This is a genomic window from Streptomyces sp. RLB3-17, assembly GCF_007113425.2.
Taxonomy (GTDB): domain Bacteria; phylum Actinomycetota; class Actinomycetes; order Streptomycetales; family Streptomycetaceae; genus Streptomyces; species Streptomyces mirabilis_D.
In genome coordinates this window covers 9,427,513-9,447,921 of record NZ_CP041610.2, presented here as the reverse complement: position 1 = coordinate 9,447,921, position 20,409 = coordinate 9,427,513, and the positions used below count along the sequence as shown (strand labels likewise).

The following is a 20,409-nucleotide window of genomic DNA, read 5'->3' as shown; positions in this document are numbered from 1 at the left end:
GGCTCACACCACGCGCAGCTCCGCCGCGCCGTTGCGTGTCCTGCGCGGTCCGGCCGTCATGTGCCGCGCCTCGCGCAGGACCAGGGTCATCCGCGTGTATCCCATGTCCTGAAGGGTCTTGGGGGTCTCGCCGACGATCCGGCAGTCCGTGCGGCCCCAGCGGGGATCGGGGTGCACCAGCGGCCGTACGGCGCCGTCGTGCTCGACGGCGTCCGGGCCGACGGCGCGGATCCAGTGCGGCAGGCCCTGCCGGTAGGCGGCCTCCATGATCGGGTCCTGGGCGATGTCCCGGCGGATCGACTGGAGTCCGCGGTCCTGGCCGTGGCGCTCCACCGCCGCGGCGAAGTGGGCCAGCATCGGCAGGCACCAGCTCGACTCGTGCTCGCCGAGGACCGTGGCCGCGTCCGGGTGAAACAGGACGAACCGGAGGAAGTTGTCACCCGGCATGGCGGTCGGATGGGGGCCCACGCCGCCGAAAAGTGTCTCGAACGCGGTGTTGGACAACACGACGTCCCAGCGGTGGTCGAAGACGACGGACGGGAACGCCACGGCCTCCAGGAGAGCGGCGTAGTCCTGGAGATACGCCTGAGCCTCGAGACTCTCGGGGACAGGTCGCGGTTGGGACCGCTGCCATCCTGCCTGGTACGCCATCGGGAGGTCACCCCTCTTGCCTCTGCGGCCTTCACGCGGCGCCCCGATCCTGCTGCCCGGAGCTCAACCATGTCAACTATCGTGGCATTTAGCGCTTGTTGACGGCTGATTCGCGCCACAGTTGTGGCGACCGCTGGATGTGAGTTCGAGCGAACGGCTAGTCTCCCGTTGGTCCCTGACCCTTGTGAGAGACACCCGAGAGACCTGAGCGAGACTGAGAGAGACGTAGGAGATCAGTCGGTGACGGATGGCTTCGAAGTTCCGGGCGCCACGGCGACGGTTCTGCTGCCGGCCGTCGTGGCCCGGGTCACCGCACTCGCCGACCGGCTCGATGTGCAGCACTCCGAGGTTTTCGACGTCCAGCGCCTGTCGGCCGAGTCCGGCGTGCCCCAACCCGTGGTGCGGGCCCTGCTGGGCGGTCGCCGCGCCGGGGAACCCGATCTCCAGGCCCGCTTCCTCCAGCGCCTGGACCTGTTGCGCCGCACCCGGCTCAAGCCCAATGGGCGCAAATACACTCAACAGGAGATAGCCGACGGCGCCGGAATGTCGCGTCAACAGGCGGGCGCCCTCATCAACGGCGACCGGCGCCCCACCATGGAGCACTGCGACGCCATCCAGCGCTTCTTCCGGGTGCACGCGGGGTTCCTGACGGCCGAGGACTCCGAGGCGCTCGTGGGCGCCCTGCAGCGCTCGGAGCAGGAGCTGCTGCAACAGCTCGCCGACCGCGAGCGCGAGGCGGCCGCGGCCGCCGACGACCCGCTGGAGCGGCTGCTCCAGGACCACGGCGTCCGTGGGATCGCCTGGCGGGCCGCGCAGTTGCCCACCGACCAGCACCGCGACAAGGTCGCCGAATGGCTGGACATGCTCTTGGAGAGCGTCAAGCGGCCCGAGTCGTGATCCGGGGGAGAACTGTGGGCATCGGAAGGGACATGCGCCGCCTGTGCGGCGAGTTGGTCGCGGAGCTCTCGCTCCCGGCACCGGCGGAACCCGGCGACCTGTACGCCGCCCTGTGCGACGCCATGAGCAGACGCCGCGGACGTCCCGTCCAGTTCCGTACGGCCGCGTTCCCGCCCGGCACCGCCAGCGGGCTGTGGCTCGACATGGCCGACCAGGACCTCGTCGTCATCGAGGAACGCACCGCCCCCGACCACCAGTTGGTGATCCTCGGCCACGAACTGTGGCACATGAAGGCCGGGCACTGCAGTCACCACGTCGAGGGCGCCGCCGTCGCGGCCCGCTTACTCAGCGACACCGCCGATCTGCAGGCGACCGTCCTGAGGGTCGCCGCGCGCACCCGCTTCGACCTCGCGGACGAGAAGGAGGCCGAGAGCTTCGGTCTGCTGCTCGCCAGCAAGTGCCGTACCTGGCTGGCCGGTTCGCCACTGCGCGGGCCGGTGAGCCGGGACGGTCTGGCCGGCCGCATCGAGGCGTCCCTGGGGTACCGCGGACCGCAGGGCTGAGGCGCCTTCCCGGACATGGACGGATCCAGCTACTACGTCCCGGCCGTCGCCATGGGCGCCGCCCTCGCCGTCAAGGCACCCACCCTGATCCGCGGCTGGCGCGACCCGCTGCTGCGGTCGGTGGGCATCCTGCTGGCGCTCGCCTGCCTGGTCTTCCTCTTCGCGGCCCCGCCGACCATCGCCGAGGTCAATGACCTCACCGGTGTCCCCAACGTCTCGGCGCCCCTGGTCTACTGCCTGCTGAGCGTCTTCAGCGCGTCCTGTCTGGTGCTGATCATCCACTGGCGCGGCGGACCCCCCGAGGTCACCCGCCGGCTCTCCCGCCGCTGGATCACCGGGTACGGCGTGGTCAGCGTGGCGCTGGTCGTGCTCTACCTGCTCGGGGACTGCCCCGAGGAACGCCTGCGCGACCTCGACACCTACTACGCGAACACCCCGTTCATCCGCGAGATGATCGTCCTCTACCTCCTGGCGCTGACCGTCGCGGGCGTCGCGATGAACGTCATGTGCTGGCGCTGGGCCCTTCAGGTGGACGGCTGGCTGCGCGCCGGGCTGCTGACGATCGCGGTCGGCTTCCTCTTCAACGTCCCCTACTCGGCGACCAAGTTCATCGCCGTCGTGGCCCGCTGGAACGGCGCGAACCTGGACGGTCTGAGCACCGACGTGGCCCCTGTGCTGGCCTCCGTCGGAGCCCAGGTCAGCGCGGTCGGCTTCCTGCTCCCGCTGGCCTGCCAGCGCATCGGGGACAGCTGGACCACCTGGTCGACGTACCGCCGGCTCGGGCCGCTGTGGCGCGAGCTGAGGACGGTCTCGGCGCACGCGGACCACGCGGTGCGGATCTCCTGGTGGTCCTCCGCCGAACTCCAGGTCACCCAGCGGGAGTCCGACATCCACGACGGCATGCTCAGCCTGTACCCCTACTTCGACTCCGCGGTACGCTCCCTCGCCTACGACGCGGCCGTGACGGCGGGCTCCGAGCCCGCCCAGGCTCAGGCCGAGGCCGACGCGGCGATGGTGACGGCGGCGGTGCGGGCCAGGGCCGCCGACCCGAAGGGCAGGGTCATCAGCGCGGCGGAGGCCGCCACCACCCCCGCCGCTTCCGCCGAGGGTCCCCGCGACCTCGTACGGATGTCGATGGCCCTGCGTCAGTCACCCGTCGTCGCGGCCGTCCGAGGACGGGCCGCGACCAGGTCAGAGAGCGACTTCCATGAGCAATCCCGCTAGCGCGGCAGCAGGCGACAGAGGTACGGCCCCCCGTCGGGCCGTCGTCATCGGCGCGGGGACGGCCGGTCTGCTGGCCGCCGCCGCCCTGGAACCGTACGCCGAGGTCACCGTCGTCGAGCGCGACGTCCTGCCGGACGGGCCCGCGCCGCGCAAGGGCCTCCCGCAGGCCCGGCACGCCCATCTGCTGTTGTCCGGTGGCGCCCGCGCGATGGAGGAGCTGCTGCCGGGGGTGACCGCCGCCTGGCTCGCCGCGGGCGCCCGCCGGATCCCGCTGCCCACCGGATTCGTCTCCCTGACGGCGCAGGGCTGGCTGCGGCGCTGGCCCGAGATGGAGTTCATGATCTCGTGCAGCCGTGATCTGCTCGACTCGGTACTGCGCGACCGGGTCGCCGCGATGGACCGGGTGACCGTCGTGGACGGCACGGAGCTGCTCGGTCTGGAGGGTGACGCCTCCCGGGTGACGGGCGTGCGCGTACGGATGCGCGACGGCGGGCAACGGGTGCTGCCGGCCGACCTGGTGGTGGACGCCTCGGGGCGCGGCTCACGCTCCACCCTCTGGCTCGACGCGCTGGGTGTCGCACCGGCGCGGCTGGACGAGGTCGACTCCGGACTCACCTACGCCAGCCGGATCTTCCGGGCACCGGCGGGCACCGAGGACTACCCCGTGGTCGGTGTGCAGCCCGACCCGGCTCAGCCCGTGCCGGGCCGCTCCGCGACGATCGTGCCCGTCGAGGGCGGACGCTGGCTGGTGACGCTGTCGGGCACCCGCGACGGACAGCCGACGGACTCCGTCGAGGAGTTCGAGCCGTTCGCGCGCGGCCTGCGGCACCCCGTGGTGGGCGAGCTGATCGCGCACGCGCAGCCGCTGACGGACGTCGCCGTCAGCCGCAGCACGATCAACCGGCGGCGCTTCTTCGAGAAGGTCAAGGGCTGGCCGGAGGGGTTCGTCGCGCTCGGCGACGCCGTCGCCACGTACAACCCGGTCTACGGGCACGGCATGACGGTGGCCGCACAGGGCGCGCTGGCGCTGCGCGGCCGGCTCGCCGAGCACGGGATCGCGGCTCCGGGGCTCGCGCGGCGGGTGCAGCGGGCGGTGGCCCTTCCGGTGACGATCGCCTGGGAGCTGGCCACGGGCACGGACATCCGCTACCCGGGCGCGATCGGCGAGCAGCCCGGGGCCACGCGGAAGTTGCTGGGGCGCTATGTGGAACGGCTCCTGCGGACGGCGGCGGGACGCCCCCTGGTCGCCCAGGCGTTCCTGGCCGTGCTCACCCTCTCCGCGCCCCTGTCCGCGCTGGTCAGACCGGAGGTCGCCATCGCCGTACTGCGCGGCCCGCGCCGCCCTCCTCTGACCGACCCGCCCCTCACGGCCGAGGAGTGGGAAACGGTGCTGAGCGTCCCGGAGCCGTCGGGAACGCCGGCGGTGGGCTGAGCGGAGGGCAGGCGTCCAGCGGCGCCGGGCACCTTCGGCGGTGGGGCCCGGCTCGGCGGCGGGCGGCCGGCGGCCGCCGCGTCGGCAACGGGTGTCAGGTCGCGCTGCGTTCGCTCGCCTCGCGCAGGTCGCGCTCCACCGCCCGGTTGTGGGCGGTGTCGGGCCGGCCGGCCGTCGTGCCGGGGCGACCCGCGCGCAGCAGTTCGCGCCAGTGCTCGCGGCTCCAGTCGGCCGGGCTGGTGGTGCTGGTGAACTCCTCGACAAGGTCGAGGAAACGGGCCGGGTCACTGTGGAAGGGGAAGTGGCCCGCGCCCTCGAAGATCTCCAGCCGGCTGCCCGGCATGGCCTGGTGCGCGCCGTACGCGTGCCGCACCGGCACCACGCTGTCCCGGTCGCCCCAGAGCAGCATCGTGGGCATGCCCTCGGTCAGATAGCAGCGGTCGAGCATGGTCACCGCCTGCCCGCGCCAGTCGACGACCGCCCGCAGGGTGCGGATGAACGCGCTGCGGGAGGTCGCGTCGGGCAGCGCGTCGACGAGGTTGAGCAACTCCGGCGCGTCCTGGCCCAGATCGGTGTCCAGGAGCCTCATCAGCCGCAGGAAGATGCCGACTTGGAGCCGCATGCCGGGCAGCCGGAGCGCGGAGAGCATGAGGTGGGCGCCCGGCAGCGAGACGGCCCGCAGTACGGGGTTGACCTCGCCGCCGACACCGCCCGCGCTGACCAGGATCAGCCGTTCGGTGCGCTCCGGGAACTGGTAGGCGAACTGCATGGCGACACCGCCGCCGAGCGAGTGCCCGACCAGGGTGGCGGACTCGATGTCGAGCGTGGTGAGCAGATCACGGACCCCGTTGGCGTACGCGGCCACCGAGTAGTCGGCGCGCGGCTTGTCGGAGGAGCCGTGGCCGAGCAGGTCGGGCGCGATCACCGTGTGGGAGCGCGCGAGGTCGGGGATCAGGTCCGCCCAGGTCGCCGAGGAGTCGCCGATGCCGTGGATCAGGACGAGCGCGGGGCCCTCACCGGCCACGCGGTAGGCACGACGGTAGCCGTGCACGACGCGGTGCTGCAGACGCAGCTCCGCGTCGTGCACGGAACGCAGCCGCGGGTTGCGCCGCGGACGCCGAGGCGGTACGTCGACCACGGGCTCACCTCCTGTTACGGGCCGCCGTGGAGGCGGCTTCCCCGCTGCCGGGAAGGCGCTTCCCGGCTCTTCTCACCACCCTAGGGCCCCTGTCCCACAAGGGATTTCGGTGATGTTTCGCCTCCGCTAAGCGGGCGAACCCGCACGCATCGAAACCGCATTGTCAGTGGCGGTTGGCAAGCTGGAGGCACGTACCGCCATGTACCGCTTCGACCAGCCGACCCGGGGAGAGCCGTCCGATGCCGACCGCCGTACTGACCGACCACGAACGCGCCGCCGTGCAGGCCTATCTGCGTCTCCTTCAGACCGTACGAGCGGCGTTCGACGGTCCGCCGGACGGACGTCGACCACCCGTGGTGCCGCCCGCCGCGCTCGCCGAGGCGGAGCAGGCGCTGGCGGCGGCCGGACTCGCGGGCAACGAGGAGGAGTTCTTCCGGCTGCTGCACAGCTGGTGCCCGGAGCCCGGAGGCCACCTTGGCTAGGCGTCGGCCCCGGTGTGCGGGACGGTGACGGCCGTGGCCAGCAGGCCCCGGCGCACGGTCCAGCGCCCTTCGAAGGCCTGTATGCGTCGCCCGTTCACCAGCGGTCCCGGCACGAGGAGTTCGGCGCGCAGGCCGCCGGAGCGTGCGGGGCCGTCGTCCGCGACGAGCTCGATGTCCGCCTCGAAGAAGTCCAGCCACTTTCCGGTGAGGGGGTACCACGCCTTGTAGACGGACTCCTTGGCGCTGAACAGCAGCCGGTCCCAGTGCACGGAGGCGTCCCGCCGCGCCAGCTCGCGCAGCCGGTCGTTCTCCCTGGGCAGGGCCACGGAACCGATGACGTCGTCGGGGAGTTCCTCGTGGGGTTCGGCGTCGATGCCCAGCGAGGCCAGGTCGGTGGCGCGGACGAGGGAGGCCGCGCAGTAGCCCTCGCAGTGCGTCATGCTGCCGATCAGCCCGGCGGGCCAGACGGGCGCCCCGTGTTCGCCGCGCAGGACGGCCTGCGCGGGCACGCCGAGCTTCTCCATGGCCTGGCGGGCGCAGGCGCGCACGGCGGCGAACTCACGGCGCCGCTTCTCCACGGACCGCGCCACGAGCTGCTGCTCCCCGGGGTACAGCGGTGCGCCCCAGTCCTGGTCGTCACCGTGTGTCTCCACGGTCACGACCGATTCCGGGAGCAGCTCCTCGATCACCGGTTCCGACCTCCATCGGCAGTACGTGGCGCAGGGTGTCCGGCGGGCCGGGGCGGGGCCGCCACTCCCGGGGGTATCCCACCGAGACCTCTTCGAAGCGGACGCCCTCGTGGTGGGTGGTCCGCGGGATGTGCAGATGACCGTAGACCATGACCTGGGCGCGGAAGCGGCGGTGCCAGTCGGCGGTCAGCCGGGTGCCGCACCACATGGCGAACTCGGGGTAGCGCAGGATGTCGGTCGGGTGACGGTCCAGCGGGTAGTGGTTGACCAGGACGGTGGGCAGGTCCTCGGGCAGCTCGGCGAGCCGGCGCTCGGTGTCGGCGACCCGGGCCCGGCACCAGGCCTCGCGGCTCGGGTAGGGGTCGGGGTGCAGGACGTGCTCGTCGGTGCAGATCACCCCGGTCCCCTCGGCGTACGCCATGCCCTCGTCCTTGGTCGCGCAGCCCGGCGGCAGGAACGAGTAGTCGTAGAGCAGGAAGAGCGGTACGACGACCGCGGGGCCGCCCGGCCCGTCCCAGACGGGGTAGGGGTCTTCGGGGGTCGTGACACCCAACTCCCGGCACATGGCGACGAGATGCTCGTAGCGGGCGACACCGCGCAGCTGCACGGTGTCCTTGGGGTGGGTCCACAGCTCGTGGTTGCCGGGCACCCAGACGACCTTGCGGAAGCGCCCGCTGAGGGTTTCGAGGGCCCAGTGGATGTCGGCCACGGTCTCCGAGACGTCACCGGCCACGAGGAGCCAGTCGTCGTCGGTGTGCGGGCGCATCTTCTCGACCAGGGCGCGGTTCTCCGCGTACCCGATGTGCAGGTCGCTGATGGCCAGCAGGTTTCCGTGTCCGCCGGCCGTCGACCGCACCCTTGCCACCTCCGAGAAAAGGACTGGAAACACAAGAACACATTCGCCCCCGCGGGACAAGGACGGCCCGCGCGCCGGGCCTCGCGCCCCGGCGCGTCGGGCCTGATTCCGGGGTCGCGGGAAATCCGTAACACGCCCGTAGCGTCACACCGGGCTCGCGCCCCTTATGATCGCCCCAACACAACCGCCACGAACCCTTCTCGGCGTATGGCGGTTTGCTGTTCCTCCCTCTCCCCTGGCCGGGCACGGCCTGCTCCGCCGTGCCCGGAACCCTGAAAGGCGGCCTGCATGGGTTCTCGCGTACGCGTCTGGCTCAACCGCACGTACGCGGAGAACGTGTTCTTCATGGACCAGCTGCGAAGTAATCCGCAGCTCCGCCCGGTCGAGATCCACGCCACCCACGGCGATCCCGACTCCCCCGTGCTCGCCGCCGCCGACACCGCCGCCATGGAGCCCGAGGGCCTCTCCCCCGCCGCCTACGTCGAGTACGCCCTCGACCAGTGCGCGCGCCACTCCATCGACGTGTTCGTGCCGGTCCTGCACCAGGCGGCGATCGTGGCGCACCGCGCCGAGTTCGCGGCGCTCGGCACGGCCCTGCTGGCGCCGCCCTCCGAGGCCGTGGCCGTCTTCCTGGACAAGGCCACCGCGTATCAGGCCGTGCAGGCGGTGGGCGTGCCGGTGCCGCCGTGGTGGCGGGTCCGCACCGAGGAGGAGCTCGTCGCAGCGGTCGAGACCCTGGAGGCCGAGGGTCACAAGGCCTGCTTCAAGCCGGCCGCGGGGGCGGGCGGAGTGGGCTTCCGCGTCATCACACGCACCCCCTTCTCACTCGCGCACCTCAATGGGTTTCCGAGCCCGTACGTGCCGCTCGACCTGGTCGTGGAGGCACTGCGGTCGGCGGAGGAGCCCGTCGACTGGCTGGTCATGCCGCTCCTGGGGCAGCCGGAGGTGTCCGTCGACTGCCTCACGGCGCCGGACGGCCGGGTCCGGATGGCGGTGGGCCGCACGAAGAACGGACGGCGTCGCGGTTTCACGCTGCACCCTTCGTTCATCGAGCCCGCGCGGCTGCTCGCGGAGGCGTTCGGACTGCACTATCTGACGAACATTCAGTTCCGGATGCTCGGTGACGACCCGGTTCTCATGGACGTCAACACCCGCCCGGCGGGCGGTCTGCACCAGCTCTCCCAGTGCGGCATCAACGCCCCTTGGGCCGCGGTGCGGTTGGCGCTCGGCGAGGAGCCGGGCGAGATGGTGCCGCCACTGCTCGGGCAGGACTACACCGTGCTCGCGGGCCCCCGTCCGGTGCGTCCGGTCTCGCTGCCGCAGCAGCGCACCGACGCGCCCGCGCCCACCCTGCCCGCCGTGCCCGCCCCGGCCCACGCCACGGAGGCCGCTCCGGCACCGGAGCCCGCACCCGCCCATGCGTCCAAGGCCTCCAACGCGACCACGGCGGCCATCGCCCCCGCCTGAGCCTCACGCCCCCTGCCCCACCCCTCCCCCCTCGCATCTCACCTTCACCACCCACTCACCGGTCTGGACCAATTCCGCGCAACGCCTTGACAGCGGGATTGGTCCATACCAACTTGGTTGCGCACCTCTCAGCACTCCCGAAGCACTCCCGAACACCCCCATGCCTCAAGGGAGATCGCGTGCGCATCAACCTCAGAACAGACCTCAGGCGCTCCAGACATCGTGTCCTCGCGCTGCTCGGCACCGCCGCCCTGGCGCTGGCCGGGGCGGTCGCGCTGCCCACCACGGCCCAGGCGGCCAACATCCTGTCCAACCCCGGCTTCGAGTCGGGCAGCCTCTCCCCCTGGTCGTGCACCGGGAACCTCGGCTCGGTCGTCTCCAGCCCCGTGCACGGCGGCTCCAAGGCCCTGGCCGGTGCGGTGAGTTCGAGTGACAACGCCCAGTGCAGCCAGACCGTCTCGGTCCAGCCGAACACCACGTACAGCCTCTCGGGCTGGGTGCGCGGCAGTTACGTCTACCTGGGCGTGGACGGCGGTGCCTCGACGTGGACGACCTCCCCGTCGGCGTACAGCCAGCTCAGCGTCTCCTTCACGACCGGCGCCTCGCAGACCAGCGCCAAGATCTACGTCCACGGCTGGTACGCGCAGGGCACGTACTACGCCGACGACATCAGCCTGGACGGTCCGGGCGGTGGCGGCGGCTCCGACACCCAGGCGCCGACCGCGCCGACGAACCTGACCTCCACCGGCAAGACCTCCTCCAGCGTGTCCCTGTCGTGGGGCGCGTCGAGCGACAACGTGGGCGTCACCGCGTACGACATCTACAGCGGCTCGAACCAGGTGCTGAGCGTGTCGGGAACGAGCGCGACGGTCAGCGGTCTCGCGTCGAGCACCGCCTACACGTTCACGGTGAAGGCGCGGGACGCGGCCGGGAACACCTCCGGGGCCTCCAACTCCGTGTCCGTGACCACGGACGCGGGCGGTGGCGGCGGCACCGGCTTCAAGCAGGCGGCACCGTACCTCTACCTCGGCTGGGGCGACCCGCCGAGCGCGACCTCGGTGATGAGCTCGACCGGCGTCAAGTGGTTCACGATGGCGTTCATGCTGGACTCGGGCGGCTGCAACCCCGCCTGGGACGGCAGCAGGGCGCTCACCGGCGGCACCGACCAGACCGTCATCAACCAGATCCGCTCCGCCGGCGGTGACGTCGTCCCGTCGTTCGGCGGCTGGCAGGGCAGCAAGCTCGGGGCCAACTGCTCCTCGGCGAGCGCGCTCGCCGGTGCGCTCCAGAAGGTCATCGACGCCTACGGGCTCAAGGCGATCGACATGGACATCGAGAACACGGACGAGTTCGAGAACGAGGCCGTCCAGGCGAAGATCCTGACCGCGCTGAAGACCGTCAAGGCCAACAACCCGGGCCTGAAGACGATCGTCACCTTCGGCACCTCGACGACCGGACCGACCTACTACGGCAACCGGCTCATCGAGCAGGCGCAGTCGCTGAACGCGGGCATCGACGTCTTCACGATCATGCCGTTCGACTTCGGCGGCGGCTCCGACATGTACGGCAACACCGTCAACGCCGCCGAGGGGCTGAAGGCCAAGCTGAAGTCCACCTTCGGCTGGGACGACGCCACGGCCTACTCCCACATCGGCATCTCCGGCATGAACGGTCTGTCCGACCAGCAGGAGAACACCACCCCGGCGATCTGGACCCAGATCCGCGACTGGGCGAACTCGCACCACATCGCCCGTCTCGCCTACTGGGCGGTCAACCGTGACCGTCCCTGCCCCGGCGGCGGCGTGGTGAGCAACTGCTCCGGCATCAGCCAGAACAACTGGCAGTTCACCTCCATCACGGCCGGGTTCACCGGCTGACGCTCCCGGCGTGGGGGTATCCGGCCGTCAGGCGGTCGGGTACCCCCACGTGTCGCTCCAGCCGCCGGGAGGCGCAGCGGCACGTACGGCAGGCCGCCGGGCGCCCTCGGGGCTCCGGGGTGACGGCACCCCGTCGAGGGTTCGCCGCGGCGGGCGCACCGCCTCCGCCATCAGCCTCCCCGGCGCTTCAGTCCCTTGCCGATCGCGGACGTACGCGGGTCTCGCACCGTGACACCTCTTTCTCGCTGGTCCCCGCGCCAGAAGGGGGAAGGGCGAACTCCAGGCGTCACGCAAAAGGAGCGCCGTGGTCACGGCGGGCGGAAACCCCGCCGTGACCAGGCCTTTTACCGTTTCCCTAGTACTTCATGGGAACTGGGGTCACGCCTTCGCCACCGCCAGCCGCAGCGTCCGCACCTCGAAGGGGCGCAGTGCGACCGCGACCGCGTTCCCGTCCGTGTCCACCGTCGTCAGCGGGCGCTCCAGGAGGTCGGTCACCTGGGCCCCCGCCAGCGGGAAGCCGGTGCGCAGGGTGCCGGTGCCGCGACCTCCGCGGGACTCGTAGAGGCGTACGACGACATCGCCCGAGGCGTCGTCGGCGAGCTTGACCGCCTCGATGGTCACGCCCTCGCCGTCCACGGAGACGACGGGCTCGGCCGGACCGGCCGAATCCGCCACCCGCAGCGGCAGGTTGAGCGCGTACCCCTCCGCGATCGCGTCCTCGATGCTCGCGCCCGGCAGCAGCGCGTAGGTGAAGCGGTGCTTGCCCTGGTCGGCCTCGGGGTCCGGCACGCGCGGGGCGCGCACGAGGGACAGGCGTACGGTCGTGGTCGTACCGCCGTCCTCGCGGACCGTGCGGGAGACGTCGTGGCCGTACGTCGAGTCGTTGATGACCGCGACACCGTAGCCGGGCTCGGCGATGTGCACCCAGCGGTGGCCGTAGACCTCGAAGCGGGCCGACTCCCAGCTGGTGTTGGTGTGCGTGGGCCGCTGGACATGGCCGAACTGGATCTCCGCGGAGGAGTGCGGGGCCCGGATGTCCACCGGGAAGGCCGCCTTGAGGATCTTCTCCGCCTCGTGCCAGTCGATCTCGGTCTCGACGTCGATCCGGCGGCTGCCGGCCCGCACGGTGATCGTCTGGACGATCCGGGAGCCCTTGCCGAAGGCGCGCTCCACCTTCAGCGCGCCGAGCAGCGGGCCGTCCTCGACAACCGTGACGGACTCGGCGTCGAGCAGGTCCGTGTAGCGGTTCTTGTAGTGCTTGTCGATGTCCCAGGCGTCCCAGTAGTTCGGGAGGTCGCTGTGCAGACGGAGCAGGTTGCCCTTGTCGGCCAGGACCTCACGGTCGGCCGTCAGGTCGCGTACGGAGGCCAGCGTGCCGTCCTCGGCCAGCTCGACGCGGACCAGGCCGTTGTCGAGGACGCGGCCGTCGACGCTCACCGGCTGCGGGGGCTCACCCGCGTCGAGCAACGCGCTGCCGTTCGCGGGGACTTCGGCGTACATCGGGATGCCGACGGAGGTGCGGACCACCTCGGCGCGGTCGACCGGGCTGGTGTTGAACACCCGGGTCTCGCCCGTGCCCAGCGCGGCCACGGCCTCGGCCGTGATCGCCTCGACCTCTTTCGCCACCCGCGCGTACTCCGCCTCGGCCTCCCGGTGCACCCAGGCGATGGACGAGCCGGGCAGGATGTCGTGGAACTGGTGGAGCAGGACCGTCTTCCAGAGCCGGTCGAGCTTCTCGTACGGGTAGGAGTAGCCCGGCGCGTTCAGTGCGGCGGTGGTCGCCCACAACTCGGCCTCGCGCATGCGGTGTTCACTGCGCCGGTTGCCCTGCTTGGTGCGGGCCTGGGAGGTGTAGGTGGCGCGGTGCAGCTCCAAGTACAGCTCACCGGACCAGACCTGGTCCCCCGGGATCTCCTCGCGGGCGGTGGCGAAGAAGGCGTCAGGGTGCTCGACCCGGACCTTCGCCGAGCCCTCCAGGCTCGCCAGCCGCCGGGCGCGCTCCATCATCTCGCGGGTGGGGCCGCCACCGCCGTCACCGTGGCCGAAGGGGGCCAGGGACGTCGTACCGCGGCCCTTGTCCTGGTAGTTGCGGACGGCGTGCGCCATCTCCTTGCCGGAGAACTCGACGTTGTAGGTGTCGACGGGCGGGAAGTGGGAGAAGATGCGGGTGCCGTCGAGGCCTTCCCACCAGAAGCTGTGGTGGGGCAGCTTGTTGGTCTGGTTCCAGGACAGCTTCTGGGTCAGGAACCAGTCGTTGCCTGCGAGCTTGGCGAGCTGCGGGTAGGCCGCGTTGTAGCCGAAGGAGTCCGGCAGCCAGACGCCCTTGGTCTCGATGCCGAAGTGCTCGATGAAGAACCGCTTGCCGTGGATGAGCTGGCGGGCCAGCGCCTCACCGCCGGGCAGGTTGCCGTCGGCCTCCACCCACATGCCGCCGACCGGCGCCCAGTTCCCGTCGGCGACGGCCTTCTTGATGCGCGCCCACACGTGCGGGTAGTTGTCGCGCACCCACTCGTACTGCTGGGCCTGCGAGCAGGCGAAGACCAACTCCTCGTACTCCTCGGCGAGCGCGGTGACGTTCGAGAAGGTGCGGGAGGTCTTGCGCTTGGTCTCGCGGATCGGCCACAGCCAGGCGGAGTCGATGTGCGCGTGCCCGGCCGCGGAGAGGGTGTGGGCGCTGGCGTGCGCGGGCTTGGCCAGGGTGGGGGCCAGCACCGCGCGGGCGGCGGCGGCGGTCCCGGAGATGTCGTCCAGGTCGAGGGCGTCCATCGCCTGGTCCAGCGCGATCATGATCTCGTGGCGGCGCGGGTCGAGCTCGCCCAGCTCCAGCATGAGTTCGCGCAGCACCTGGACGTCGAGGTCGAGGTGCCAGACGTTCTCGTCGAGGATGGCGATGTCGGCGCGCTTGAAGGTGTAGAGCGGCTTGTCACCGGCCGTGAGGCGGTCGCCGAGCGGGGTCGGGCCGGCGAAGTCGTTCGCCAGGATGTCGGGGTTGGAGGCCGCCTCGACCAGGTAGTGGATCTCCTCGCCGCCCGTGGCCGGGTGGGCGATCGGCACGTACTGGTTCTGCGGGTTGACCGCCTTCAGCGGGACCCCGTCCGGGAGGTGGACGAGTGCCTCGGCCTGGTTGCCGGGCCAGTCGCCCACGAAGCCGAGGTCGAAGACGGCCTCGACGCGCTTGCCCGTCCAGTCGGCGGGAACCGAGCCGCGCATCCGGAACCAGGTGGTGCCCCACGGCGGCCCCCAGGGGGTGTCCATCGCGAAGGGCTTGTACGGCGCCGCGGCAGCCTCCTCGAAGGGGACCGGCTCGCCGGGCGCCTGCCAGGCCTCGACCTCGAAGGGCACCGAGGCGGCGTAGATCGCGGGCTTGATGCGCTGGTCGTGGACGCGTGCGACGCGCTCCTCGATCCGGCGGCGTTCGTCGTGCATGTGGGGTCTCCAGGAGCCAAGAAGCCAAGAAAGGGGGAAAGCGCTTACTTAAGGTACGCCAGGCCGGGATGGACCGACGTGTACCCCTCGACCAGACGGCGGGCCACGTTCACGGAGTCGACGAGCGGGTGCAGGGCGAAGGCCTTGACGGCGGTCGTGCGCGAGCCGGACTCGGCGGCGGACAGGACCTCGCGCTCCACCGCCTTGACCGCGCACACCAGTCCGCTGGCGTGGTCGGGCAGCGGGTCGACGGCGACCGGGTGGGCGCCGTTGGCGTCGACGAGGCAGGGCACCTCGATGACGGCCTCCGTGTCGAGCACGCCCAGCGTGCCGCGGTTGCGGACGTTCAGGATGAGCGTGGTGCGCTCGTCGCGGGCGATGGCCCGCATCAGGGCCAGCGCCACCTTCTCGTAGCCGCCGGAGAGGTCGTCGGCGTCGCGTTCGCCCGCGCCCGCCGCGTCCCTGTTCTCCGCCATGTAGGTGGCCTCGCGCTCGGCCCGCGTACGGTCCCAGGCACTCAGCGCGGCGGTGTCCGGGCGCCTCATCTCGGCGTAGAACTGTTCCTGCTGGTCGCGCAAGAACGCGCCGCGGGTCTTCTCCGCCTGCTGGTAGGCCCGGACGGCCTCCCGGTTGAAGTAGTAGTAGTGCAGGTACTCGTTCGGGACGGCGCCCAGGGACTGCAGCCACTCGACGCCGAAGAGCTTGCCCTCCTCGAAGGAGCCGAGCAGCTCGGGGTCGGCGAGCAGCCGCGGCAGCTCGTCGCGGCCCGCGACGCGCAGCCCGCGCACCCAGCCGAGGTGGTTGAGGCCGACGTAGTCGATCCAGGCCTCGCGGGGGTTGGCGCCCAGGACGGTGGCGATGCGGCGGCCGAGGCCGACCGGCGAGTCGCAGATGCCGATGACGCGGTCGCCGAGGTGACGGGACATGGCCTCGGTGACCAGTCCGGCCGGGTTGGTGAAGTTGATGACCCAGGCGTCGGGGGCGAGCCGGGCGACCCGCTGCGCGATGTCCACGGCCACGGGGACCGTGCGCAGGCCGTACGCGATGCCGCCGGCGCCGACCGTCTCCTGGCCGAGGACGCCCTCCGCGAGTGCCACCCGCTCGTCGTCGGCTCGTCCCTCCAGGCCGCCGACGCGGATCGCGGAGAAGATGAAGTCGGCGCCGCGCAGGGCGTCGTCGAGGTCGGTGGTGAAGGACACCTCGGGGGCGTCCGGCAGGTCCTTCGCCTGCTCGGCCAGCACCCGGGCGACGGCCGTGAGCCGTCCGGCGTCCACGTCGTGCAGCACGACATGGGTGACGCGGCCCTCGGCGCGGTCCCCGAGGAGTGCCCCGTACACGAGCGGCACCCGGAATCCGCCGCCACCCAGAATCGTCAGCTTCACGCCGTTTCCGCCTTTCCTGTCACGACCACTTGCACGCCCGCCTCTTCCAACGACGACCGCGTCGCCGGGTCCAGCGGGCCGTTCGTCACCACCACGTCCAGCTCCTCGGGGCCGCAGACCCGCGCCATCCCCGTACCCGGGAACTTCGCGCGGTCGGCGAGCAGGACGACCTTGTCGCCCGCCTCGATCATGGCCCGCTTGACCGGCACCTCGACGACGGTGGTGTCCATCACCTGCCCGCCGGGCCGTACCCCGCTGGTACCGAGGAACAGCCAGTCGGCGTGCAGTTGTCGCAGGTTGTCCTCGGTGAGGAAGCCGACCAGGGAGCGGTACTCACGGCGGACCATTCCGCCGAGCAGCACCAGCTCTATGTCCTCGTCGTCCACCAGCTCCTCGTAGACCACCAGGTTGCTGGTGATCACGGTGATCCGGCGGCCGTGCAGCTGCCGGGCCAGCCGGTAGGCGGTGGTGCCGATGTCCAGCAGGACGGACTGGCCGTCCTGGACCATCGAGGCGGCGCGCTCCGCGATGGCGTCCTTCTCGGCCACACGGACCTCGGCGACCTCGGCGAAGGGCTGGTCGCCCTCCTCCACGACCGCCCCGCCGTGCACCCGCGTGAGCAGGCCTTCCTCCTCCAGTTTCAGCAGGTCACGGCGGACCGTGGCGGGGCTCACGCCCAGCTGTTCGGAGAGATCGGTCACGGCTGCGGGCCCGCCGGAGCGCAGGGCCCGCAGGATGAGTTGATGTCGTCGCTCTGCCAGCACCCTATGAACAGTACTCGTCATTCCCAATCATTTCTATGCTCAGTTCTGCTCGACTCTTGCCAAATTGGCCAGAGGCGCGCACGATCCTGTGCACCGCTTGCAGAGTTTTGACGAGAGGATGTGCTCGTGGGTGACGAACGGCCCGATGTGATGCTGACCGGGCTGCTCTTCTACGACCTCGTTCTCACCGGACTGGGGAAGCCGCCGACGGCCGGCGAGGAGATCTGGACCGAGGGAATGGGCGTGAGCCCCGGCGGCATCGCCAACCTGGCGGTCGCGGCCTCCCGGTTCGGCCTGCGCACCTCCCTGGCCACGGTCTTCGGTGACGACTACTACGGCGCGTACTGCCGTGAGGTCCTCGCCGACCAGGAGGGCATCGACCTCTCCCTGTCCCGCACCGCGGACGGCTGGCACACTCCCGTCACCGTCTCGCTGGCCCACGGCAACGACCGGGCCCTGGTCACCCACGGCCAGGAACCGCCGTACTCGCAGGACGAGCTGATGGGCGACCCGCCCGAGGCGCGCACCGCCCTCGTGCACATCGAGGCCGAACCGCGCGCCTGGCTCGCCAAGGCCGCCGCGGCCGGCACCCAGATCTACGCGGACGTCGGCTGGGACCCCACACAACAGTGGTCCCGGGACCTCCTCGACCAGCTCTCCCTGTGTCACGCCTTCCTCCCGAACGAGACGGAGGCGATGGCGTACACGCGCACCGAGAGCGCGGTCGCGGCCCTGGGCACGCTGACCGAGCTGGTGCCGGTCGCCGTGGTCACCCGGGGCGGCGACGGCGCGGTCGCGGTGGACCAGACGACGGGCGAGTACGCGGAGGTGCCGGCCCTCCCCGTCGACGTCCTGGACGCGACGGGTGCCGGAGACGTCTTCGGCGCGAGCTTCGTCGCCGCCTCGCTCGGCGGCTGGCCGCTGGAGGAACGGCTGCGCTTCGCGGTGCTGGCCGCGGGCCTGTCCGTGCAGCGGCACGGCGGTGCGCTGGCCGCGCCCGGCTGGTACGGCGTCCACCGCTGGTGGCAGACGCTCGAAGACCGTGAACTGCGGCGTGCGTACGGCTTCCTGGCCGACCGCGTCCCGGCGGACCCGGGCCCGCCCGTCCGTCCCGCCCCCGTGACCCCGCCCGACGCCACGCGTCGGCCGGGCACACCCCGATGACCCCACGCGCAACCCCCCGCATGACACGCACAACACGCATGACCCCACGCATCACAACGCGAAACACCCCATGCACGACCCCCTGCAAGACCCCACGTAAGACCCCTCGTACGCGAAGACCGAAAAGATCCGAAAGGCGGTGGGAGCTGTGCGGCTCTCACGAAGGGGCCTGCTGCGCGCCGGCCTGGCCGGTACGGCCGCCACGGCGCTGGGCGGCCTGGCGACCGGCTGCGGCGTTCCGACCGGCTCGACCGGACGCAACATGGTCCTGTGGTACTGGAGCGGCGGGCTGAGCCCGAAAGTCGTCCAGGACGCCAAGGCCCGCTACGACAGCGCGGTGAATCTGCAGGCCATCCAGATCGGCGGCTACTACCGCTCGAAGCTGATGACCACGATGACCGGACGCGCCCACATTCCGGACATAGCCGGGCTCAAGGGCGAGGACATGGCCTCGTATCTGCCCAACTCCGACCAGTTCGTGGACCTGCGCACGCTCGGTGCCGAGAAACTGAAGGACCGGTACCTGCCCTGGAAGTGGGATCAGGGCATCGCCCCGGACGGTTCGATGGTGGGCTTCCCGATCGACTGCGGTCCGGTCGCGCACTACTACCAGCCCGCCGTCTTCGAGAAGGCCGGACTGGCCTACGAGCCCGCGGACGTCTCCAGGGAGCTGGCCACCTGGGACCAGTTCTTCGCGGCCGGCGAGCAGCTGAAGAAGCGCCTCCCCGGCACGTTCATCCTGACCGACGCGCTCAGTGTCTTCGGCATCTCGGTCAACCAGACGACGAAGCGGTTCGTCGACAAGGACCGGCACTTCATCGGCGACCAGGAGCACGTACGCACCGCCTGGGACCGTTCCGTCGAGGCCACCCGCCGCGGACTGGTCTCGAAGATCATCAACGGTACGGCCGACAACACCTCGGCCACCGAGCGGGGCCTGCTGCCCAGCCAGCTGAACGCCTCCTGGGCGGCCGGCGACATCAAGCTCAACGTACCCAAGACCAAGGGCAAGTGGCGGGTGGCCGCGTGTCCGGGCGGGCCCTCGAACATCGGCGGCTCGTTCCTCGCGATCACCAAGGCGTGCCGAGAGCCCGAGAAGGCCTTCGAGATGATCACCTGGATGCTCGACGCGAGCAACCAGGCCCAGGGCTTCGTCGACTCGGTGCTCTTCCCCTCGACCCCCGCGTCCTACGCGATGAAGAAGCTGCGCGAACCCGACGCCTTCTTCGGCGACCAGGTCACCATGGACGTCTTCGGTCCGGCGGCGCAGAACATCCCGGTCGCCTTCAACAGCCCGTACGACGTCGCACTGAGCACCCCGATCAACGACGAGCTGCGGAACTTCTCCGTCCTCGGCAAGGACCCGGACAAGGCCTGGAGGGACGCCATGAGCAAGTGCCGGCGCATCGCGGACCACCTGGGGGTGAGTTACTGATGGCTACCGCACCCGTGGTCGACACGCCCCCCGCGGCCCTCGCCGAGACCCCCGTCACCCACCCCAAGAAGGGCATCCTCAGCTACTGGCGGCTGTACGCCGCGATCTCCCCCTTCTATCTGTTGTTCCTCGCCTTCGGTCTGATCCCGGTCGGCTTCTCGCTCTATCTGTCGTTCCACCGCTGGGACGGCCTCGGCTCGATGGAGTTCGCGGGGCTCTCGCAGTACCGCTATCTGCTGTCGGACACCCAGTTCTGGACCTCGATCGGTAACACGATCATCATCTGGGCGCTGGCCACCTTCCCGATGATCTTCCTGGCGATGGTCACGGCCGTGATGCTCAACTCGGCCGTCCGCTTCAAGAACCTCTACCGGTTCGCCTACTTCCTGCCGAACGTCACCTCGATCGTCGCGGTCGCGATCATCTTCGGCTCGGTCTTCTCCACCAACTTCGGCCTGGCGAACGCCTTGCTCCAGGCGGTCGGCCTCGACCAGGTGGCCTGGCTGAACACACCGTGGGGCATCAAGGTCGCCATCGCCGTGCTGATGACCTGGCAGTGGACCGGCTACAACGCGATCATCTTCCTCGCGGGGCTCCAAACGATCCCGGGCGAGCTGTACGAGGCGGCGCGGATGGACGGCGCCGGGCCCGTCCAGACCTTCTTCCGGATCACGCTGCCGCTGATGCGTCCGGTGCTGCTGTTCGTGCTCATCATCTCGACGGTCACGGGCCTGCAGACGTTCTCCGAACCGCAGGTGCTGCTGCAGACCACGGACAACAACTCGTCGTTCGCGGGCGGCCCCGGCCACTCGGGCCAGACGATGGTCCTCTACTTCTTCCAGCAGACCTTCGACAACAACGACTTCGGTTACGGCGCCGCCGTGGCCTGGGGCATCTTCCTCGTCGTCATCATCTTCTCGATCATCAACTGGCGCCTGGTGCAGCGCCGGGGCGAAGACTAG

17 protein-coding genes are annotated in these 20,409 nt (G+C 70.8%); 10 read left to right on the top strand and 7 right to left on the bottom strand.

Annotated features, from left to right (window positions below):
• Nucleotides 1-3: 3 nt before the first annotated feature.
• Nucleotides 4-651: a hypothetical protein gene (locus FNV62_RS42385; RefSeq protein WP_164331843.1), complete on the bottom strand. Its 648-nt coding sequence runs from the start codon at nucleotides 649-651 to the stop codon at nucleotides 4-6.
• Between the two features lie 240 nt (nucleotides 652-891).
• Between FNV62_RS42385 and FNV62_RS42380 the strand changes: the two genes are divergently transcribed.
• Genes FNV62_RS42380 through FNV62_RS42365 form a run of 4 tightly spaced genes read left to right on the top strand, consistent with a single transcriptional unit; the run spans nucleotide 892 to nucleotide 4,767 of the window.
• Nucleotides 892-1,548 carry a helix-turn-helix domain-containing protein gene (locus FNV62_RS42380; protein WP_144316019.1) on the top strand — a complete coding sequence of 219 codons (657 nt, stop codon included), beginning with the start codon at nucleotides 892-894 and terminating at the stop codon, nucleotides 1,546-1,548.
• Between the two features lie 32 nt (nucleotides 1,549-1,580).
• On the top strand, nucleotides 1,581-2,111 hold the full coding sequence (locus FNV62_RS42375) for a hypothetical protein (protein ID WP_054236102.1): 531 nt from the start codon (nucleotides 1,581-1,583) through the stop codon (nucleotides 2,109-2,111).
• A 15-nt stretch (nucleotides 2,112-2,126) separates the two neighbouring features.
• Entirely contained in the window at nucleotides 2,127-3,335 is a 1,209-nt protein-coding gene (locus FNV62_RS42370) for an MAB_1171c family putative transporter (protein ID WP_144316018.1), read from the top strand.
• A complete protein-coding gene (locus FNV62_RS42365) occupies nucleotides 3,319-4,767 on the top strand; it encodes an FAD-dependent monooxygenase (protein ID WP_143656280.1) in 1,449 nt (482 codons plus the stop codon). Before FNV62_RS42370 ends, FNV62_RS42365 begins: the two co-directional genes overlap by 17 nt.
• Before the next feature lie 94 nt (nucleotides 4,768-4,861).
• Here the strand turns inward: FNV62_RS42365 and FNV62_RS42360 are convergent, their stop codons facing one another.
• Complete coding sequence (locus FNV62_RS42360; RefSeq protein ID WP_054236051.1) at nucleotides 4,862-5,905, bottom strand: alpha/beta fold hydrolase; 1,044 nt, start codon at nucleotides 5,903-5,905, stop codon at nucleotides 4,862-4,864.
• A gap of 239 nt (nucleotides 5,906-6,144) precedes the next feature.
• Here FNV62_RS42360 and FNV62_RS42355 point away from each other — a divergent pair, with 239 nt between their 5' ends.
• Nucleotides 6,145-6,387: a hypothetical protein gene (locus tag FNV62_RS42355; protein ID WP_054236050.1), complete on the top strand. Its 243-nt coding sequence runs from the start codon at nucleotides 6,145-6,147 to the stop codon at nucleotides 6,385-6,387.
• On the opposite strand, the gene FNV62_RS42350 is transcribed toward FNV62_RS42355, so the two are convergent.
• Together FNV62_RS42350 and FNV62_RS42345 are read right to left on the bottom strand one after the other, a co-directional pair.
• Nucleotides 6,384-7,076: a 4'-phosphopantetheinyl transferase family protein gene (locus FNV62_RS42350; protein ID WP_097287205.1), complete on the bottom strand. Its 693-nt coding sequence runs from the start codon at nucleotides 7,074-7,076 to the stop codon at nucleotides 6,384-6,386. The genes FNV62_RS42355 and FNV62_RS42350 overlap by 4 nt on opposite strands.
• Nucleotides 7,024-7,932: a metallophosphoesterase family protein gene (locus FNV62_RS42345; RefSeq protein ID WP_144316017.1), complete on the bottom strand. Its 909-nt coding sequence runs from the start codon at nucleotides 7,930-7,932 to the stop codon at nucleotides 7,024-7,026. Before FNV62_RS42345 ends, FNV62_RS42350 begins: the two co-directional genes overlap by 53 nt.
• A gap of 288 nt (nucleotides 7,933-8,220) precedes the next feature.
• Here FNV62_RS42345 and FNV62_RS42340 point away from each other — a divergent pair, with 288 nt between their 5' ends.
• Nucleotides 8,221-9,399, top strand: a complete 1,179-nt coding sequence (locus FNV62_RS42340) for an ATP-grasp domain-containing protein (protein ID WP_144316016.1) — start codon at nucleotides 8,221-8,223, stop codon at nucleotides 9,397-9,399.
• A 179-nt stretch (nucleotides 9,400-9,578) separates the two neighbouring features.
• A complete protein-coding gene (locus tag FNV62_RS42335) occupies nucleotides 9,579-11,276 on the top strand; it encodes a carbohydrate binding domain-containing protein (RefSeq protein ID WP_225900575.1) in 1,698 nt (565 codons plus the stop codon).
• A gap of 378 nt (nucleotides 11,277-11,654) precedes the next feature.
• On the opposite strand, the gene FNV62_RS42330 is transcribed toward FNV62_RS42335, so the two are convergent.
• Genes FNV62_RS42330 through FNV62_RS42320 form a run of 3 tightly spaced genes read right to left on the bottom strand, consistent with a single transcriptional unit; the run spans nucleotide 11,655 to nucleotide 16,848 of the window.
• Nucleotides 11,655-14,702 carry an alpha-mannosidase gene (locus FNV62_RS42330; RefSeq protein ID WP_144316015.1) on the bottom strand — a complete coding sequence of 1,016 codons (3,048 nt, stop codon included), beginning with the start codon at nucleotides 14,700-14,702 and terminating at the stop codon, nucleotides 11,655-11,657.
• Between the two features lie 44 nt (nucleotides 14,703-14,746).
• A complete protein-coding gene (locus FNV62_RS42325) occupies nucleotides 14,747-16,084 on the bottom strand; it encodes a 6-phospho-beta-glucosidase (RefSeq protein ID WP_054234545.1) in 1,338 nt (445 codons plus the stop codon).
• Entirely contained in the window at nucleotides 16,081-16,848 is a 768-nt protein-coding gene (locus FNV62_RS42320; protein ID WP_054234544.1) for a DeoR/GlpR family DNA-binding transcription regulator, read from the bottom strand. Before FNV62_RS42320 ends, FNV62_RS42325 begins: the two co-directional genes overlap by 4 nt.
• A 126-nt stretch (nucleotides 16,849-16,974) precedes the next feature.
• Between FNV62_RS42320 and FNV62_RS42315 the strand changes: the two genes are divergently transcribed.
• From FNV62_RS42315 to FNV62_RS42305, 3 genes are all read left to right on the top strand, one after another.
• Nucleotides 16,975-18,012: a carbohydrate kinase family protein gene (locus tag FNV62_RS42315; protein WP_054234551.1), complete on the top strand. Its 1,038-nt coding sequence runs from the start codon at nucleotides 16,975-16,977 to the stop codon at nucleotides 18,010-18,012.
• Nucleotides 18,013-18,160: 148 nt separating this feature from the next.
• Nucleotides 18,161-19,447 (top strand): ABC transporter substrate-binding protein, encoded by a 1,287-nt coding sequence (locus FNV62_RS42310; protein WP_097287200.1) that lies wholly within the window; start codon nucleotides 18,161-18,163, stop codon nucleotides 19,445-19,447.
• A complete protein-coding gene (locus FNV62_RS42305; protein WP_054234542.1) occupies nucleotides 19,447-20,409 on the top strand; it encodes a carbohydrate ABC transporter permease in 963 nt (320 codons plus the stop codon). Before FNV62_RS42310 ends, FNV62_RS42305 begins: the two co-directional genes overlap by 1 nt.

Excerpts from the sequence above, each read along its gene's own strand:
- FNV62_RS42355 (WP_054236050.1), top strand. The coding sequence starts at position 6,145 with ATGCCGACCGCCGTACTGACCGACCACGAACGCGCCGCCGTGCAGGCC.
- FNV62_RS42305 (WP_054234542.1), top strand. The coding sequence starts at position 19,447 with ATGGCTACCGCACCCGTGGTCGACACGCCCCCCGCGGCCCTCGCCGAG.
- FNV62_RS42365 (WP_143656280.1), top strand. The coding sequence starts at position 3,319 with ATGAGCAATCCCGCTAGCGCGGCAGCAGGCGACAGAGGTACGGCCCCC.
- FNV62_RS42340 (WP_144316016.1), top strand. The coding sequence starts at position 8,221 with ATGGGTTCTCGCGTACGCGTCTGGCTCAACCGCACGTACGCGGAGAAC.
- FNV62_RS42370 (WP_144316018.1), top strand. The coding sequence starts at position 2,127 with ATGGACGGATCCAGCTACTACGTCCCGGCCGTCGCCATGGGCGCCGCC.
- FNV62_RS42375 (WP_054236102.1), top strand. The coding sequence starts at position 1,581 with ATGCGCCGCCTGTGCGGCGAGTTGGTCGCGGAGCTCTCGCTCCCGGCA.
- FNV62_RS42330 (WP_144316015.1), bottom strand. The coding sequence starts at position 14,702 with ATGCACGACGAACGCCGCCGGATCGAGGAGCGCGTCGCACGCGTCCAC.
- FNV62_RS42385 (WP_164331843.1), bottom strand. The coding sequence starts at position 651 with ATGGCGTACCAGGCAGGATGGCAGCGGTCCCAACCGCGACCTGTCCCC.